Origin of the sequence: Pseudomonas sp. YNh, from assembly GCF_037993085.1 — a bacterium.
In the GTDB taxonomy this organism is placed as follows: domain Bacteria; phylum Pseudomonadota; class Gammaproteobacteria; order Pseudomonadales; family Pseudomonadaceae; genus Aquipseudomonas; species Aquipseudomonas putida.
Genome location: NZ_JBBMRJ010000018.1, coordinates 58,922 through 74,865, shown reverse-complemented (window position 1 = coordinate 74,865; position 15,944 = coordinate 58,922). Strand labels below are relative to the sequence as shown.

Here is a 15,944-nt window from a genome sequence, read left to right as displayed (position 1 = left end):
TTCAGTTACTCTGAGTTCCGCTTCACCGGTTTAGTTCCGAAGCCCTGAAAACTATTTGCGATAGTTTCATGAAACTTCAGCACCAACGGCACTGAGCAGTGCCAGGATCCGCGTCACTACGTCGCAGATCCTACACAGCTTTCCCCGCTCAATCAGTGAGCTTCGTCCCAATTTGCGCCAATTCCTGCCTCCACCAGCAGCGGCACATCCAGTTGTGCGGCCTGGCTCATGTGCTGGCGAATTTCATCTTTCACCTGCTGAACCAGGTCTTCACGCACCTCCAGCACCAGTTCGTCGTGAACCTGCAGGATCACCCGGGCATCCAGCCCGCTCTCGCTAAGCCAGTTATCCACATTGACCATGGCCCGCTTGATGATGTCGGCTGCGGTGCCCTGCATCGGCGCGTTGATCGCCGTACGCTCGGCGCCTTTGCGCAGGGCCGGGTTCTTGGCGTTGATGTCTGGCAGGTACAGGCGGCGGCCGAACAGGGTTTCGACAAAGCCTTGCTCGGCGGCCTGCGCACGGGTGCGCTCCATGTAGGCCAGCACGCCCGGGTAGCGGGCGAAGTAACGGTCGATGTAGTCCTGCGACTGCTTGCGGTCGACGCCGATCTGCTTGGCCAGGCCAAAGGCGCTCATCCCGTAGATCAGGCCGAAGTTGATGGCTTTGGCCTTGCGACGCTGGTCGGTGGTAACGTCTTCCAGGGCAACACCGAACACTTCCGCCGCCGTTGCCCGGTGCACGTCGAGGTCGTTGCGGAAGGCGTGCAGCAGGCCTTCGTCCTTGGCCAGGTGGGCCATGATGCGCAGCTCGATCTGCGAGTAGTCCGCCGCCAGCAGTTTGTAGCCCGGGCTGGCAATGAACGCCTGGCGGATACGCCGGCCCTCGGCGGTACGGATCGGGATGTTCTGCAGGTTCGGGTCGCTCGACGACAACCGGCCGGTCGCTGCCACTGCCTGCTGATAGGAGGTGTGGATTCGCCCGGTGCGCGGGTTGATCTGGCCCGGCAGCTTGTCGGTGTAGGTGCTCTTGAGCTTGCTCAGGCTGCGGTACTGCATCAGTACCTCAGGCAGTGGGTAGCCGAGCAAGGCCAGTTCATCGAGTACGGCTTCGGCGGTGGATGGCTGGCCCTTGGCGGTCTTGCTCAGCACCGGCATGCCCAGTTTGTCGTAAAGGATCGAACCCAGCTGCTTGGGCGAGCCGAGGTTGAATTCTTCACCGGCCAGCTCGTAGGCCCGCAGCTCCAGCTCGGCCATCTTCACGCCCAGCTCACCGCTCTGTACGTGCAGCAGTGCGGCATCGACCAGCGCACCTTGGCGCTCGATCTTGGCCAGCACCGGCACCAGCGGCATTTCGATGTCCATCAGCACCGGCAGCACGCCCGGCGTCTGCGCCAGGCGCGCCTGCAGAGCCTGGTGCAACCGCAGGGTGATGTCGGCGTCTTCGGCAGCGTAAGGGCCGGCCTTGTCCAGATGGATCTGGTTGAAGGTGAGCTGCTTGGCGCCTTTGCCGGCGATGTCCTCGAAGGCAATGGTGGTGTGGTCGAGGTACTTTTGCGCCAGGCTGTCCATGTCGTGACGGGTAGCGGTGGAATTCAGCACATACGACTCGAGCATGGTGTCGTAGGCCACGCCGCGCATTTCGATGGCGGGCGAACCGTTGGCGAGGATATTGATGTCGTACTTGGCGTTCTGCCCGACCTTGGCCTTGGCCGGGTCTTCCAGCAGCGGTTTCAGCGCCAGCAATACAGCCTCGCGGTTCAACTGGGCCGGCGCACCTTCATAGTCGTGCGCCAAGGGCACATAAGCCGCCTCATGGGGCGCGACAGCGAAAGACAGGCCAACCAGCTGCGCCTTCTGAGCATCCAGGCCGGTTGTTTCGGTATCAAAGGCAAACAGCGGCGCCTGGCGCAGCTTTTCCAGCCATGCGTCGAAACGGGCCTGGTCCAGAACGGTTTCGTACTGCGGCTCGACCTTGGCCGTCGGCTCAGCGACCGGCGCAACCTCAGTACCAGCCCTTGCCGCGTCGCGCTGCACCTCGGCAACCCAGCTCTTGAACTCCATCTCGGTGTACAGCGCCAACAGCGCATCGCGGTCGGGCTCGCCACACACCAGTGCCTCGACCTCGACATCCAGCGGCACATCGACCTTGATGGTGGCCAGTTCGTAGGAAAGGAACGCCGCATCGCGGTGCTCCTCCAGCTTGGCCGGCAAGGTCTTGGCGCCGCGAATGGCCAGCGCCGGCACCTTGTCCAGGTTGGCGTAAAGGTCGCTGAGGCCACCGCCGATACCGGTCAGCAGGCCCACCGCGGTTTTTTCGCCAACGCCGGGTACGCCTGGGATGTTGTCGACCTTGTCACCCATCAGGGCCAGGAAGTCGATGATATGTTCCGGGCCGACGCCAAATTTCTCGTGCACGCCAGCCACGTCCAGCACGCTACCGGTCATGGTGTTGACCAGGGTAATGTGCCCGTCCACCAGCTGGGCCATGTCCTTGTCGCCGGTCGAGATGATCACCGGGCGGCCCTGGGCGGCGCTGCTGCGCGCCAGGGTGCCGATCACGTCGTCGGCTTCGACGCCCTCAACGCACAACAGCGGGTAGCCAAGTGCCCTCACGCTGGCGTGCAGCGGCTCGACCTGCACCCGCAGGTCGTCAGGCATGCTTGGGCGGTTGGCCTTGTACTCTGCGAACATGGCATCACGGAATGTGCCGCCCTTGGCGTCGAACACCACCGCGAACAGGCTGTCCGGGTACTGCTTGCGCAGGCTCTTGAGCATGTTCAGCACACCCTTCACCGCACCGGTCGGCATGCCCTTGGACGTGGTCAGCGGCGGCAGCGCGTGGAAGGCGCGGTACAGGTAGGAGGAACCGTCCACCAGGACGAGGGGGGCTTGGCTCATGAGCAGAATCAACCTTTTCGACGGGTCCGGCGCTAGAATAGCCAGAATCATTGACGACAAAGGGACTAGGTTATCATGCGTACACTCAATCGCCTGTTACTGCTCGGCCTGTTGGCAACCACGCCAGTCGTCACCCTGGCGGCGGACGACGCCCCCTCGGCCGATCCCGAGGTGACCATTCGCACGGAAGGCGACAAAACCATCCAGGAGTACCGGCAGAACGGCTTCCTGTATGCGATCAAGATCACGCCGAAAAACGGCAAGCCTTATTTTCTGGTACGCGCTGATGGCACTGATGCCAATTTCATTCGATCCGACCAGCCGGACATGCTGATTCCGTCCTGGAAGATCTTCGAGTGGTAATCTGACGCGCACCGTTCACATCAACCCGGCACTTCCCGGCGGAAGTGCCCGTATGGGCAAATTTTCATCATGTCAGTCTTCACCCCCGTGACCCGGCCTGAGCTGGAAACCTTTCTGGCGCCGTACGAGCTGGGCCGTCTGCTCGACTTCCAGGGCATTGCCGCCGGCACCGAGAACAGCAATTTCTTCGTCAGCCTCGAACAGGGGGAGTTCGTCCTGACGCTGATCGAGCGCGGGCCCAGCGAGGACATGCCGTTCTTCATCGAACTGCTCGACACCCTGCACGACGCCGACATGCCGGTGCCCTATGCCATTCGTGACCGCGACGGCAATGGCCTGCGCGAGTTGTGCGGCAAGCCGGCACTGCTGCAGCCACGGCTGTCGGGCAAGCACATCAAGGCGCCGAACAACCAGCACTGCGCCCAGGTTGGCGAGCTGCTGGCACACATTCACCTGGCCACCCGCGAGCACATCATCGAGCGCCGCACCGACCGTGGCCTGGACTGGATGCTGGCCTCGGGTGCCGAGCTGTTGCCGCGCCTGACTGCCGAACAGGCCGCATTGCTGCAGCCGGCGCTGGATGAAATCACCGCGCACAAGGCGCAGATCCTTGCGTTGCCACGGGCCAACCTGCATGCCGACCTGTTCCGCGACAACGTGATGTTCGAAGGCACCCACCTGACCGGCGTGATCGACTTCTACAACGCCTGCTCCGGGCCGATGCTGTATGACATCGCCATCACCGTGAACGACTGGTGCCTGGATGAGAAGGGCGCGGTGGATGTACCGCGTGCCCAGGCATTGCTGGCGGCCTATGCGGCGCTGCGGCCGTTCACGGCGGCCGAAGCCGGGCTGTGGCCGGAAATGTTGCGGGTAGGTTGCGTGCGCTTCTGGCTGTCGCGCCTGATCGCAGCCGAATCGTTTGCCGGGATGGATGTGATGATCCACGACCCGAGCGAGTTCGAAGTGCGCCTGGCCCAGCGCCAGCAAGTGGCCTTGCACCTGCCGTTCGCCCTTTAGACCCCGTCTGCTTCTTCGCGGGCACGCCCGCTCCCACAGGGATAACACAACCCTGAAAGTTATCGTTGTTCCTGTGGGAGCGGGCATGCCCGCGAAAAGGCCGGTACAGGCTTACAGCTGTTCCAGGCAACCAGCCAGATCACCACCCAGCTTCTCAAGCAAGCGCTCATACCCTTTGCCATCCACCGGGTCGGTGCCACCCAGTGCATCCAGCTCGGCCAGGCGCACCGGCAGCCCGGCAGTCAGGGTCTCGGCCAGGCGCGGTCGCAGTGGCGGTTCGCTGAACACGCACGTCTTGCCCACTTCCTGCAGGCGCTTGCGCATGGCTGCCACATGTTGCGCCCCAGGCTGCACCTCAGACGCCACGCTGAACACGCCGGTGTGCTTCAAGCCATATTCAGCCTCGAAGTAATCGAACGCTTCGTGAAACACGAAGTACGGCCTGTCGGCAATACCCTCCACCCGCGCCTTGATACGCCCATCCAGTGCATCCAGCCGCTCATCGAAGGCCTTCAGGTTGCTCTGGTAGCGAGCTGCGTTGGCAGGGTCGACCTGTGCCAGGTCAGCCGCCATTTTGGCCGCGATTACTCGCGCGTTGACCGACGATAACCACAAATGTGCATCCAGGCTGCCTGGACGGTGATCGTGGTCATGGTCGTCGTGGTCTTCTTCCTCATGGGAATGGCTGTCCTCGCCAAAATGGCGCAGCTTCATGCCCGTCAGCGACTGCACGGCCACCGTAGGCTTGCTACGGCTGCCCAGCACCCGCGGCAGGAAGCTCTCCATGTCCGGGCCGATCCAGTACAGCAGGTCGGCATCACCTACGCGGCGCACATCGGACGGGCGCAAGGCATAGTGGTGCGGCGAAGCGCCTGGCGGCAGCAACACGTCAGGGCTGCCAACGCCATCCTGCACGGCAGCGGCAATCTGCTGCAGGGGCTTGATACTGGTGAGCACACGCACATCGGCCTGGGCAGAAAATGCGATGAAAGCGACAAACAGAGCTAGGAATCGGGACACGGTGGATACTCGAGTCGTCAGAAACAGGTAACATAATAACGTCTCCATCCAGAACCGTCGCTGCCCATGTCCATCACGCCGCTGGCCAACCGTCCTCACGATCATTCCCATTGCGTACACAGCGCACTGGCTGAAGCCGACGCCTTGTGCACCCGCCAGGGCCTGCGCCTGACCGCGCTGCGCCGCCGTGTGCTGGAGCTGGTGTGGCAAAGCCACAAGCCGCTGGGCGCCTACGACATCCTCGCCGTGCTCAGCGAGCAGGACGGCCGCCGCGCCGCGCCGCCCACGGTATACCGCGCGCTGGACTTCCTGCTGGAAAACGGCCTGGTGCACCGCATCGCCTCGCTCAACGCCTTCATCGGCTGCAGCCACCCCGAACACGTGCACCAAGGCCAGTTCCTGATTTGCCGGGCCTGCCATGTGGCCATCGAGCTGGAGCAGAGCAGTATCAGCGACGCCATCATCAACAGCGCCAAAGACGTGGGCTTCACTGTCGAGACCCAGACCGTGGAAGTGGTCGGCCTGTGCGGCAGCTGCCGGAGCGCGGCATGAGCGATGCCCTGATCCGCCTGGAGCAGGTCGGCGTCACCTTTGGCGGCGAGGCGGTGCTCGACAGCATCGACCTGTCGGTCGCACCCGGCCAGATCGTCACCCTGATCGGCCCCAACGGGGCGGGCAAGACCACCCTGGTGCGCGCCGTACTCGGGTTGCTCAAGCCGCACCGTGGCAAAGTATGGCGCAAGCCGAAGCTGCGCATTGGCTACATGCCGCAAAAGATTCAGGTCGATGCCACGCTGCCGCTGTCGGTGCTGCGCTTCCTGCGCCTGGTGCCCGGCGTAGACCGCGCCGCAGCCTTGTCGGCGCTGCAGGAAGTGGGTGCCGAACAGGTCATCGACAGCCCGATCCAGACCATTTCCGGCGGCGAGATGCAACGCGTGCTGCTGGCCCGCGCCCTGCTGCGCGAACCCCAGTTGCTGGTGCTCGACGAGCCGGTGCAGGGTGTGGACGTGGTTGGCCAGACCGAGCTGTACAACCTCATCACCCGCCTGCGCGACCGCCATGGCTGCGGCGTGCTGATGGTGTCCCACGACCTGCACCTGGTGATGAGCGCCACCGACCAGGTGGTGTGCCTGAACCGTCACGTGTGCTGCTCGGGCCACCCCGAGCAAGTCAGCGGCGACCCGGCGTTCGTCGAACTGTTCGGCCAGACCGCACCTAGCCTGGCCATTTACCACCACCACCACGACCACAGCCACGACCTGCACGGCTCGGTGGTCGCCCCTGGCACCCATGTTCACGGAGAGCACTGCAAGCATGGCTGATTTTCTTCTCTACGCCTTGCTTGCCGGCTTGTCCCTGGCGCTGGTTGCCGGCCCGCTGGGTTCCTTCGTGGTATGGCGGCGCATGGCCTATTTTGGCGACACCCTGTCCCATGCCGCTTTGCTCGGTGTGGCCATGGGCTTTGCCCTGGACGTCAGCCCGGCACTGGCAGTGACCATCGGCTGCCTGCTACTGGCGATTTTGCTGGTGACCTTGCAGCAACGCCAACCGCTGGCCTCCGATACCCTGCTCGGCATTCTCGCCCCCAGCACGCTGTCGCTGGGCCTGGTGGTACTGAGCTTCATGCACGATGTGCGCATCGACCTGATGGCCTACCTGTTCGGTGACCTGCTGGCCATCAGCACCACCGACCTGGCCTGGATCCTCGGCGGCAGTGCGCTGGTGCTGGTGCTGCTTGCCGCGCTGTGGCGGCCGCTGCTGGCAGTCACCGTGCACGAAGAACTGGCCACGGTCGAAGGCCTGCCCGTTGCCGGCCTGCGCCTGGCACTGATGCTGCTGATTGCGGTGGTGATTGCGGTGGCCATGAAGATCGTCGGTGTGCTGCTGATCACCTCGCTGCTGATCATCCCCGCGGCTGCGGCGCAGCGTCACGCCCGCTCCCCCGAGCAGATGGCCGTGGGCGCCAGCCTGCTGGGCGTCACCGCGGTCTGCTGTGGCCTGGCCATGTCGTGGTTCAAGGATACCCCCGCCGGCCCGTCGATCGTGGTTTGCGCGGCGGTGCTATTCTTGCTGAGCCTGGCCCTGCCAAAACGCTGAACAGCAGGGCGTGTGAAGGCACGCCTTGCAACCTTTTGCCGGGTAAAGGGTCTGTAAGACCTGTTTTCGAGCGTGCGCACCTGGGTGTAGACTTGCTCGCTTTTTGCGCAAATAGAGAGTCGCAGGAATGAAGCCGTTCGCCTCCCGTTATCTGCTTGTTGCCGCGTTTTCCCTGCTCCTGGCTGCCTGTTCCAGCGCGCCGGTCGAACAGGCCCCCGCACCTGCCCAAGCCGATGCCTGGCAGCAGTTGCAACAAAACATCGCCAGCAACGAGCTGGCCACCGCCGAAGACCAGCTGGCAGCCCTGCAAGCGCAGTCGCCTGACGACGCGCGCCTGGAGCAATACCAGCGTCAGTTGGCCGAAGCCTACCTGCAACGCAGCCAGATCGTCCTGCAAAAGGGTGATGTGAATGCGGCCGCTACCGCCCTGGCCCGTGCCCGGGCACTGATGCCGCAAGCCCCGGCAGTGACCGGTGGCGATCCCCTGTCCCAGGCACGCAAGGCCGAGCTGGAGAAGGCAGAGGCTGCCTTGAAAGCCGCCGAAGCCAAGCCCACGGCACGCATCATCGACCCGACTGCGCCAAGCACGGTGGTTGCCTTGAAGACCACTGACAGCCGCGCCCTGCGCCGCCAGCTCGATGACATTGCCGCCGATGTGGTGAGCTATGACTGCGAAGTGGTGTTCCAGGTGCCGCGCACCGACGATGCGCCGTGGCTGAAGACCTTGCTGGAGAAGCGCGTGCGCAAGATCGACAGTGGGTTCCAGCTCAAGCAGAAGCATGAAATTCAACGCTCGCTGCCGGCGCAGGTGGTTCTGGTACCGCATCAGCGCTGAAAACACTGGCGGCGCTGCGCGCCCCTTTCGCGACACAAGGCCGCTCCTACCAGGGCATGCAATCTCCGGTAGGAGCGGCCTTGTGCCGCGATGGGGTGCGAAGCAGCTCCTTAGGCTGGTACAGCCTCCGCAGCAGCTTCACGCTCCCACACCCGGTGCCCCTCGACCGCTTTGACGAAAGCGTCCAGCGTCTTCTGGTCATCGCCCAGCAACAGCCCCTTGTCCTCCTTCAGGCCCAGCGCGTCCACCAGCACCTTGCCCTCCTTGGCAAAGCCGATCGCCTTCAGGTGCTTGTAGGCTTCGAGCAGGAAGTGCTTGGCCAGGCCACTCGCCCCCAGCGCATCCAGCGCGGCCTTCCCGGCCGGTACCAGCACCCCGTCGAACATGATCGAAGGCATGCCCTCCATCGAGGCATCCACGGGCAGTGCCTTGCCGCCGGCAGCCTTGACCGGTGCCGAGGTGGGCCCAAGCAGCATGATGCGCGCGCTGTGGGCCTCAAGCGCCTTGACCAACCGGTCGACACTGCCGGCATCCACGCCATCGGCCAGCAGCACAGCTATCTTGCGCCCCTTGATGCCCACAACCCCTGGGTGGTTCATCTGGCTCAATGCCGGGGACTCGGCAAGCTTGCTGCCTTTCACCTGAACGGTGCCCGCCTTGGGCGCCGGCAACCCCAGGTTGGCGGCTACCGCAGCCGCCAGCTTGAGATCGATGTTGGCCAGGATTTCGTTCACCTCACGGGCACGAATGGCCTCGCGCTCGACCTTGCCCAGCTCGAAGCTGTAGGCCTTGATGATGTGCTGTTGCTCTGTCGGGCTCATGCTCTGGAAGAACAACCGCGCTTGCGAGAAATGGTCGCCGAACGAATCGCTGCGCTGGCGAATCTTGTGCGCATCGATGCGCTCCTGGAAGCTCTCGAAGCCGCCATCCTGTGCTGCGGGTGGCGTTTCCTTCGGCCAGCCGCCGTCGATGGAGTTCGGCTCATACGAGGCACGGCCCCTGTGCACGGTGTGCTGGTGCAAAGCGTCGCGCTGGTTGTTGTGGTTGGGGGCCACAGGGCGGTTGATCGGGATCTGGTGGAAGTTCGGCCCGCCCAGCCGGCTCAGTTGCGTGTCGGTATAGGAGAACAGCCGGCCCTGCAGGAGGGGGTCATTGGTGAAGTCGATACCCGGCACGATATGGCCAGGGCAGAAGGCAACCTGCTCGACCTCGGCGAAGAAGTTGTCCGGGTTGCGGTTCAGCACCATCTTGCCCAGCGGGGTGACGGGTACCAGTTCTTCGGGAATGATCTTGGTCGGGTCCAGCAGGTCGAAGTCGAATTTGTGTTCGTCAGCCTCCGGCACAATCTGCACGCCCAGTTCCCATTCCGGGTAATCGCCGGTTTCAATGGCTTCCCACAGGTCACGGCGCTGGAAGTCGGTGTCCTTGCCCGCCAGTTTCTGGGCTTCGTCCCACAGCAGCGAATGCACGCCCTGGCTCGGCTTCCAGTGAAACTTGACGAAGCTGGCCACACCTTCGGCATTGATCAGGCGGAAGGTGTGCACGCCAAAGCCCTCCATCATTCGCAGGCTGCGCGGGATGGCGCGATCAGACATGGCCCACATGACCATGTGGGCCGACTCCGGCACCAGCGAGACAAAATCCCAGAAGGTGTCATGCGCCGAGCCGCCGGTAGGTATCTCGTTGTGTGGCTCTGGCTTTACCGCGTGGACAAAATCGGGAAACTTGATGGCATCCTGGATGAAAAACACCGGCATGTTGTTGCCGACCAGGTCGAAATTGCCTTCGTCGGTGTAAAACTTGACGGCAAAGCCCCGCACATCGCGCACCGTGTCGCCAGAACCGCGTGGGCCCTGCACTGTGGAAAAGCGCACGAAAACCGGGGTGATCTTTTCCGGGTCCTGCAAGAAGCCGGCCTTGGTCAGCTCCGCGTGGTTGCCATAGCTCTGGAAGAACCCGTGGGCCCCGGTACCGCGGGCGTGCACGATGCGCTCGGGGATCCGCTCATGGTCAAAGTGGGTGATCTTCTCGCGCATGATGAAGTCTTCAAGCAGCGAAGGCCCGCGATCACCTGCCTTCAAGGTGTTCTGGTTGTCAGCGATGCGTACGCCTTGATTAGTGCGCAGCGCATGCCCGGTCGCATCGCTGCGGTCGGCCTCCAGGCTCTGCAGCTTGGCATTGGTATTGGCCCGGTCAGGGGTCTGGGTGCCGGCGGCTTCACTCTGCTTGGGCGCGTCCGTTTTCTTGCTGGGCATGATCGGCTCTCCTCATCAGTCTTAAGGCTTGCCCGTTCAGGGCTTGTCCAAGTAGTGACTGGAGGGCGTTGCCGAGCGTTCAATCAGGATTACCGGTTGTCGCGATATGCCCGAAGGATTGGTGCATTACGAAATAAATGCTAAGAACAGCTATGGGAAAAGGCTAAAATGCGCGACCCCAGCTAACCGCTGACCCAAATTTCAATGCGCCCCACAAGGTTCGCTACGTGATCGAGTTCCAACAGGTACATAAGACCTACCGCGTTGCCGGTAGGGAAATCCCCGCACTGAATCCGACCAGCCTGACCATCGAAGATGGCCAGGTGTTCGGCCTGATCGGCCATTCCGGCGCCGGCAAAAGCACCATGCTGCGCCTGATCAACCGCCTGGAAGAACCCTCCGGCGGCAAGATCATCGTCGACGGCGAAGACGTCACCGCGTTCAACGCCAGCCAGCTCCGCGGCTTCCGTCAGCAGGTCGGGATGATTTTCCAGCACTTCAACCTGCTGGCCTCCAAGACCGTCGCCGACAACGTGGCCCTGCCACTGACCCTGGCCGGCGAGCTGTCGCGCAGCGAAATCGACAAGCGCGTCACCGAGCTACTGGCCCGTGTCGGCCTGCAAGACCACGCCAAAAAGTACCCGGCGCAGTTGTCCGGCGGCCAAAAGCAGCGCGTCGGCATCGCCCGCGCCCTGTCCACCAACCCGAAGATCCTGCTGTGCGACGAGGCCACCAGTGCCCTCGACCCGCAAACCACGGCCTCGGTCCTGCAACTGCTGGCCGAAATCAACCGTGAGCTGAAGCTGACCATTGTGCTGATCACCCATGAAATGGACGTGATCCGCCGTGTCTGCGACTGTGTGGCGGTGATGGACGCCGGCCAGATCGTCGAGCAAGGCTCGGTGGCCGATGTGTTCCTGCACCCGCAGCACCCCACCACCAAGCGCTTTGTCCAGGAAGACGAGCAGGTCGACGAAGGCGAACAGCGCGACGACTTTGCCCACGTACCTGGCCGCATCGTGCGCCTGACCTTCCAGGGCGACGCCACGTACGCGCCGCTGCTGGGCACCGTGGCCCGCGAAACCGGTGTGGACTACAGCATCCTCGCCGGGCGTATCGACCGCATCAAGGATGTCCCCTATGGCCAGCTCACCCTCGCCCTGATCGGCGGTGACATGGAAGCGGCCTTCGCCCGCTTCAAGGCAGCTGACGTACATATGGAGGTACTGCGTTGATGGACGCCCTGAATTTCTTTGCCAACGTCGACTGGGCCGAAATCTGGCTGGCCACCATCGACACCATGATCATGCTGTTCGGCTCGCTGTTCTTCACCGTGCTGCTGGGCCTGCCACTGGGTGTGCTGCTGTTCCTCTGCGGGCCAAAGCAGATGTTCGAGCAGAAGGGCGTGTACGCGTTACTGTCGCTGGTGGTCAACATCCTGCGCTCGCTGCCGTTCATCATCCTGCTGATCGTGATGATCCCGTTCACCGTACTGATCACCGGCACCTCGCTGGGCGTTGCCGGCGCCATCCCGCCACTGGTGGTGGGTGCCACGCCGTTCTTCGCCCGCCTGGTGGAAACCGCCCTGCGTGAAGTGGACCGCGGCATCATCGAGGCTACCCAGTCGATGGGCGCCACCACCCGCCAGATCATCACCAGTGCGCTGCTGCCAGAGGCCCGTCCGGGTATCTTCGCGGCCATTACCGTCACCGCCATCACCCTGGTTTCGTACACCGCCATGGCCGGTGTGGTGGGCGCCGGTGGTCTGGGCGACCTGGCTATCCGCTTCGGTTACCAGCGGTTCCAGACCGATGTGATGGTAGTGACCGTGGTACTGCTGCTGGTACTGGTTCAAGTACTGCAGAGCGTGGGCGACAAACTGGTCGTGCATTTTTCCCGTAAGTAACCCCAATGGGGTCGGCCTGGCCGACCCGTTCGGGGGCCGTCGCGGCCCTCACAAGGAGTGATCAATGAAGAAGCTGCTTGCTGTCGCTGCCGCTGTTGCGGCCTTCTCGGCCCACGCCGATACCCTGACCCTTGCCGCCACCCCGGTGCCGCACGCCGAAATCCTCAACTTCGTCAAACCGCAGTTGGCCAAAGAAGGCGTGGAGCTGAAGGTCAAGGAATTCACCGACTATATCCAGCCGAACGTACAGGTTGCCGAAAAGCGCCTGGACGCCAACTTCTTCCAGCACCAGCCGTACCTGGATGAGTTCAACAAGGCCAAGGGCACCAACCTGGTCAGCGTGGCCGGCGTGCACATCGAGCCGCTGGGCGTGTATTCCACCAAGATCAAGAAGCTGGACGAGCTGTCCTCCGGCGCCACCGTGGTCATCCCCAACGACGCCACCAACGGCGGCCGCGCCCTGCTGCTGCTGGACAAGGCAGGCGTGATCAAGCTCAAGGACAACAAGAACATCCTGTCCACCGTGAAGGATGTTGCCGAGAACCCGAAAAACGTGAAGTTCCGTGAGCTGGAAGCCGCCACCATCCCGCGCGTGCTGACCCAGGTCGATGCTGCCCTGATCAACACCAACTACGCGCTGGAAGCCAAGCTGAACCCGGAAAAAGACGCGCTGGCCATCGAAGGCAGCGACTCGCCTTACGTGAACATCCTGGTTGCCCGCCCGGACAACAAGGATTCGGAAGACATGAAGAAACTGGCGGCTGCACTGCACTCGCCAGAGGTGAAGCAGTTCATCATCGAGAAGTACAAAGGCGCTGTGGTTCCGGCATTTTAAGCTGAAACCCCTGGGGCCGCTTTGCGGCCCTTTCGCGGCACAAGGCCGCTCCTACAGGGGATCGCGTACCCCTGTAGGAGCGGCCTTGTGCCGCGAAAGGCCTGCAAAGCAGGCCCGAAATCTCAATCCCGCTTCACAAGCCCGGGCAACTGCGCCACCAGCTTCTGGTTGTTGAACGGCGCACGAATGAACCCGCGCTGACGCCCATCAGGCCCGACTACCGCCAGGTTGCCGCTGTGATCCACGGTATACCCCGGTTTGCTGGTATCCGCCGGAATGAACGGAATGCTCAAGGCATTGGCCAGCTTCTGGGTATCTTCGATCGACCCCGCCACCCCGACAAAGTCCTTGTCGAAATAGCCCAGGTACTGCTTCAGCTGGTTCGGCGTATCGCGGTTCGGGTCCACACTCACCAACACCACCTGCAGCCGGTCGACGGCTTCCTTGGGCAGCTCGCTCTTCACCTGGCGCAACTGGGCCAGGGTGGTCGGGCAGATGTCCGGGCAGTAGGTGTAGCCGAAGAACAACAGCGACCATTTGCCTTTCAGGTCATCCAGCTGTACCGGCTGCCCGTCCTGGTTGGTCATGGTCACGTCAGCCACGGTGCGGCTCTGCGGCAGCAGGATAATGCCGGCGTCGATCAGCTCGGCGGGGTTGGGCTGGTCGCGGCCATTGAGCACCTTGTTGACGGTAAGGCCCAGGATCAACGCGACCAGGGCGACGAGGATGAAGACGGTTTTCTGGGTTCGGGTCATAGGTTCAGCAACAGGTAGTGGTCGAGGAGCAACGCGATGAACAGCGCGAACAGGTAGCCGATAGAGTACTTGAAGGTGCCGATCGCCGCGTGCGGCCGGCTGCCACGGTACAACACCCAGGCCCATTGCAGGAAGCGCAGCCCCAAGGCCAGGGCACAAGCCAGGTACAGTGGGCCGCTCATGTGGATGGCATAGGGCAGCAGGCTCACCGCCAGCAGAATCAGGGTGTACAGCAAAATATGCAGCTTGGTGTAGCGCTCGCCATGGGTCACCGGCAGCATCGGGATATCGGCCTTGGCGTACTCTTCCTTGCGGTGGATGGCCAGCGCCCAGAAGTGCGGCGGGGTCCAGGCGAAAATGATCAGCACCAGCAGCAAGGGCTCGGCGCTGACATGGCCGCTTACCGCCACCCAGCCGAGCAACGGCGGGGCGGCGCCGGCCAGGCCGCCGATGACGATGTTCTGTGGCGTGGCACGCTTGAGAAAGCCGGTGTAGAGCACCGCATAACCCAGCAGCGAAGCCAGGGTCAGCCAGGCGGTGAGGGCGTTGGTGAACGCCAGCAGCAGGGCCATGCCAAGCAGCGCCAACGCCAGTGCAAACAGCAAGGCCGGTAGCGGCTCGACCCGGCCTTGGGCCAGCGGCCGCTTGTGGGTGCGGGCCATCAGCGCATCGATGCGCCGGTCCACCACATGGTTCACCACCGCCGCAGCGCCAGCGCACAGGCCGATGCCCAGGTTGCCGAACAGCAGCACGCTCCAGCCGACCCCCGCCCGTGTGGCCAGGAACATGCCGGCCAGCGAAGTGATCAGCATCAGTACCACCACCTTGGGCTTGGTCAGCTCCAGGTAATCGCGCCAGCTGGCCCGTCGTGCGCTCAGAAGCGTCGCCACGAGTCGTTCCTCATGTGATGGGAAATGCCCACGCCGGCCACCGGACGCAGGCGCCAACCTTGGCCGACACCCACGCGAACCTTGTCGACCACTCGAATGCGGTAGTTCACCAGCACCATGCTCAACAGCAACAGCGCTCCGCCGGCATTGTGCGCAACCGCTACCGCCAGCGGCAGGTGGAATACCACGTTGCTGATGCCCAGGCCCACTTGCAAGGCCAGCGCCAGCAGCACCAGCCGCGCCAGGCCGGGGAGGCCACAGCGGTACAGCTTCCAACTGAGCATCAGCAGCACGCAGGTGACCAGTAGCGCGCCCAGGCGGTGGCTGATGTGGATGGCCGTGCGGGCATCACTGTCCAGTTGCCCGCCCAGGTAATTGGGGCCGACGTGCTGGGTCAGGTGGAAGCCATTGCTGAAGTCCGCCGCTGGCCACCACTGGCCGTGACAGGTCGGCAGGTCAATGCAGGCGACCGCTGCATAGTTGGCACTGACCCAGCCGCCCAGGGCGATCTGGCCGACCACCACCAACAGCGCCAGCGCAGCGATCCGCCGCAGGCTCAGTGGCAGTTTCGGCAAGGGCGCAAAGGCCCGGGATAGACGCAGTGACAACAGGAACAGCAAGCTCAGGGTGGTGAAGCCGCCCAGCAAATGCGCCGTGACCACCTGCGGCCACAGCTTCAGGGTGACCGTCCACATGCCGAAAGCCGCCTGGGCCAGCACCACACCCAGCAACAGCACCGGCAGGCGGTAAGGCTGGCCATCGCGGGCATGCCGACGCAGCGCCTGGAAGGCGAGCAGGGCAATCACCATGGCCAAGGTACCGGCGAAATAGCGATGGACCATTTCCGCCCAGCCCTTGGCCTCTTCCACCGGGTGATCGGGGAAGTGCAGCTCGGCATGGGCAAGCTGGGCCTCGCTCTTGGGCACGCTGATGAAGCCATAGCAACCCGGCCAGTCGGGGCAGCCGAGGCCGGCGTGGGTCAGGCGGGTGTAGGCCCCCAGCAGGACGACCAGCAGTGCCAACAGGGTGGCGAACACAGCAATGCGGAATCCAGGTCTGGCCATGGCA

Annotated in this window: 15 protein-coding genes; 9 read left to right on the top strand and 6 right to left on the bottom strand. The window is 63.4% G+C overall.

What is annotated here, in order from left to right:
* Positions 1-152: 152 nt before the first annotated feature.
* Positions 153-2,900: a DNA polymerase I gene (gene polA / locus WF331_RS18815; protein ID WP_197899062.1), complete on the bottom strand. Its 2,748-nt coding sequence runs from the start codon at positions 2,898-2,900 to the stop codon at positions 153-155.
* Positions 2,901-2,975: 75 nt separating this feature from the next.
* On the opposite strand from polA, the gene WF331_RS18810 reads away from it, so the two are divergent.
* Positions 2,976-3,263: a DUF2782 domain-containing protein gene (locus tag WF331_RS18810; RefSeq protein ID WP_003252997.1), complete on the top strand. Its 288-nt coding sequence runs from the start codon at positions 2,976-2,978 to the stop codon at positions 3,261-3,263.
* A 69-nt stretch (positions 3,264-3,332) separates the two neighbouring features.
* The gene (locus tag WF331_RS18805; protein ID WP_016497417.1) at positions 3,333-4,283 is read left to right on the top strand and encodes a homoserine kinase; all 951 of its coding nucleotides are present in this window, start codon (positions 3,333-3,335) and stop codon (positions 4,281-4,283) included.
* 111 nt (positions 4,284-4,394) lie between these two features.
* On the opposite strand, the gene WF331_RS18800 is transcribed toward WF331_RS18805, so the two are convergent.
* Positions 4,395-5,351, bottom strand: a complete 957-nt coding sequence (locus WF331_RS18800) for a zinc ABC transporter substrate-binding protein (protein ID WP_016497416.1) — start codon at positions 5,349-5,351, stop codon at positions 4,395-4,397.
* An 18-nt stretch (positions 5,352-5,369) separates the two neighbouring features.
* Between WF331_RS18800 and zur the strand changes: the two genes are divergently transcribed.
* The 4 genes from zur (at position 5,370) to WF331_RS18780 (ending at position 8,235) form a co-directional block, all read left to right on the top strand.
* Positions 5,370-5,855, top strand: coding sequence for a zinc uptake transcriptional repressor Zur (gene zur, locus WF331_RS18795; protein WP_016497415.1), 486 nt, complete (start codon positions 5,370-5,372; stop codon positions 5,853-5,855).
* The gene (gene znuC, locus WF331_RS18790; protein WP_012269923.1) at positions 5,852-6,625 is read left to right on the top strand and encodes a zinc ABC transporter ATP-binding protein ZnuC; all 774 of its coding nucleotides are present in this window, start codon (positions 5,852-5,854) and stop codon (positions 6,623-6,625) included. The genes zur and znuC overlap by 4 nt, the downstream gene beginning before the upstream one ends.
* Complete coding sequence (znuB, locus tag WF331_RS18785; RefSeq protein WP_016497414.1) at positions 6,618-7,400, top strand: zinc ABC transporter permease subunit ZnuB; 783 nt, start codon at positions 6,618-6,620, stop codon at positions 7,398-7,400. The genes znuC and znuB overlap by 8 nt, the downstream gene beginning before the upstream one ends.
* Positions 7,401-7,527: 127 nt before the next feature.
* Positions 7,528-8,235: a PA5502 family lipoprotein gene (locus tag WF331_RS18780; RefSeq protein ID WP_284363580.1), complete on the top strand. Its 708-nt coding sequence runs from the start codon at positions 7,528-7,530 to the stop codon at positions 8,233-8,235.
* 110 nt (positions 8,236-8,345) lie between these two features.
* Here WF331_RS18780 and katE read toward each other — a convergent pair whose 3' ends face one another.
* A complete protein-coding gene (gene katE / locus WF331_RS18775; RefSeq protein WP_059395861.1) occupies positions 8,346-10,490 on the bottom strand; it encodes a catalase HPII in 2,145 nt (714 codons plus the stop codon).
* 227 nt (positions 10,491-10,717) lie between these two features.
* On the opposite strand from katE, the gene WF331_RS18770 reads away from it, so the two are divergent.
* The 3 genes from WF331_RS18770 (at position 10,718) to WF331_RS18760 (ending at position 13,231) form a co-directional block, all read left to right on the top strand.
* Positions 10,718-11,725, top strand: a complete 1,008-nt coding sequence (locus tag WF331_RS18770) for a methionine ABC transporter ATP-binding protein (RefSeq protein ID WP_016497411.1) — start codon at positions 10,718-10,720, stop codon at positions 11,723-11,725.
* Positions 11,725-12,396 carry a methionine ABC transporter permease gene (locus WF331_RS18765; protein WP_012269918.1) on the top strand — a complete coding sequence of 224 codons (672 nt, stop codon included), beginning with the start codon at positions 11,725-11,727 and terminating at the stop codon, positions 12,394-12,396. Before WF331_RS18770 ends, WF331_RS18765 begins: the two co-directional genes overlap by 1 nt.
* A 64-nt stretch (positions 12,397-12,460) precedes the next feature.
* The gene (locus tag WF331_RS18760) at positions 12,461-13,231 is read left to right on the top strand and encodes a MetQ/NlpA family ABC transporter substrate-binding protein (protein WP_340623199.1); all 771 of its coding nucleotides are present in this window, start codon (positions 12,461-12,463) and stop codon (positions 13,229-13,231) included.
* Positions 13,232-13,353: 122 nt separating this feature from the next.
* Here WF331_RS18760 and WF331_RS18755 read toward each other — a convergent pair whose 3' ends face one another.
* The 3 genes from WF331_RS18755 to WF331_RS18745 are packed head-to-tail and all read right to left on the bottom strand — an operon-like array spanning position 13,354 to position 15,940.
* A complete protein-coding gene (locus tag WF331_RS18755; protein WP_049275720.1) occupies positions 13,354-13,986 on the bottom strand; it encodes an SCO family protein in 633 nt (210 codons plus the stop codon).
* Entirely contained in the window at positions 13,983-14,876 is an 894-nt protein-coding gene (gene cyoE, locus WF331_RS18750; protein WP_234226116.1) for a heme o synthase, read from the bottom strand. The genes WF331_RS18755 and cyoE overlap by 4 nt, the downstream gene beginning before the upstream one ends.
* The gene (locus WF331_RS18745) at positions 14,861-15,940 is read right to left on the bottom strand and encodes a COX15/CtaA family protein (RefSeq protein WP_016497407.1); all 1,080 of its coding nucleotides are present in this window, start codon (positions 15,938-15,940) and stop codon (positions 14,861-14,863) included. Before WF331_RS18745 ends, cyoE begins: the two co-directional genes overlap by 16 nt.
* Positions 15,941-15,944: the final 4 nt, after the last annotated feature.

What these genes read in the sequence shown, in the direction of transcription:
- zur (WP_016497415.1), top strand. Translation starts at nt 5,370, where the DNA reads ATGTCCATCACGCCGCTGGCCAACCGTCCTCACGATCATTCCCATTGC.
- WF331_RS18805 (WP_016497417.1), top strand. Translation starts at nt 3,333, where the DNA reads ATGTCAGTCTTCACCCCCGTGACCCGGCCTGAGCTGGAAACCTTTCTG.
- znuB (WP_016497414.1), top strand. Translation starts at nt 6,618, where the DNA reads ATGGCTGATTTTCTTCTCTACGCCTTGCTTGCCGGCTTGTCCCTGGCG.
- WF331_RS18765 (WP_012269918.1), top strand. Translation starts at nt 11,725, where the DNA reads ATGGACGCCCTGAATTTCTTTGCCAACGTCGACTGGGCCGAAATCTGG.
- WF331_RS18780 (WP_284363580.1), top strand. Translation starts at nt 7,528, where the DNA reads ATGAAGCCGTTCGCCTCCCGTTATCTGCTTGTTGCCGCGTTTTCCCTG.
- WF331_RS18760 (WP_340623199.1), top strand. Translation starts at nt 12,461, where the DNA reads ATGAAGAAGCTGCTTGCTGTCGCTGCCGCTGTTGCGGCCTTCTCGGCC.
- polA (WP_197899062.1), bottom strand. Translation starts at nt 2,900, where the DNA reads ATGAGCCAAGCCCCCCTCGTCCTGGTGGACGGTTCCTCCTACCTGTAC.
- znuC (WP_012269923.1), top strand. Translation starts at nt 5,852, where the DNA reads ATGAGCGATGCCCTGATCCGCCTGGAGCAGGTCGGCGTCACCTTTGGC.
- WF331_RS18755 (WP_049275720.1), bottom strand. Translation starts at nt 13,986, where the DNA reads ATGACCCGAACCCAGAAAACCGTCTTCATCCTCGTCGCCCTGGTCGCG.
- WF331_RS18745 (WP_016497407.1), bottom strand. Translation starts at nt 15,940, where the DNA reads ATGGCCAGACCTGGATTCCGCATTGCTGTGTTCGCCACCCTGTTGGCA.
- WF331_RS18810 (WP_003252997.1), top strand. Translation starts at nt 2,976, where the DNA reads ATGCGTACACTCAATCGCCTGTTACTGCTCGGCCTGTTGGCAACCACG.
- katE (WP_059395861.1), bottom strand. Translation starts at nt 10,490, where the DNA reads ATGCCCAGCAAGAAAACGGACGCGCCCAAGCAGAGTGAAGCCGCCGGC.
- WF331_RS18800 (WP_016497416.1), bottom strand. Translation starts at nt 5,351, where the DNA reads ATGGAGACGTTATTATGTTACCTGTTTCTGACGACTCGAGTATCCACC.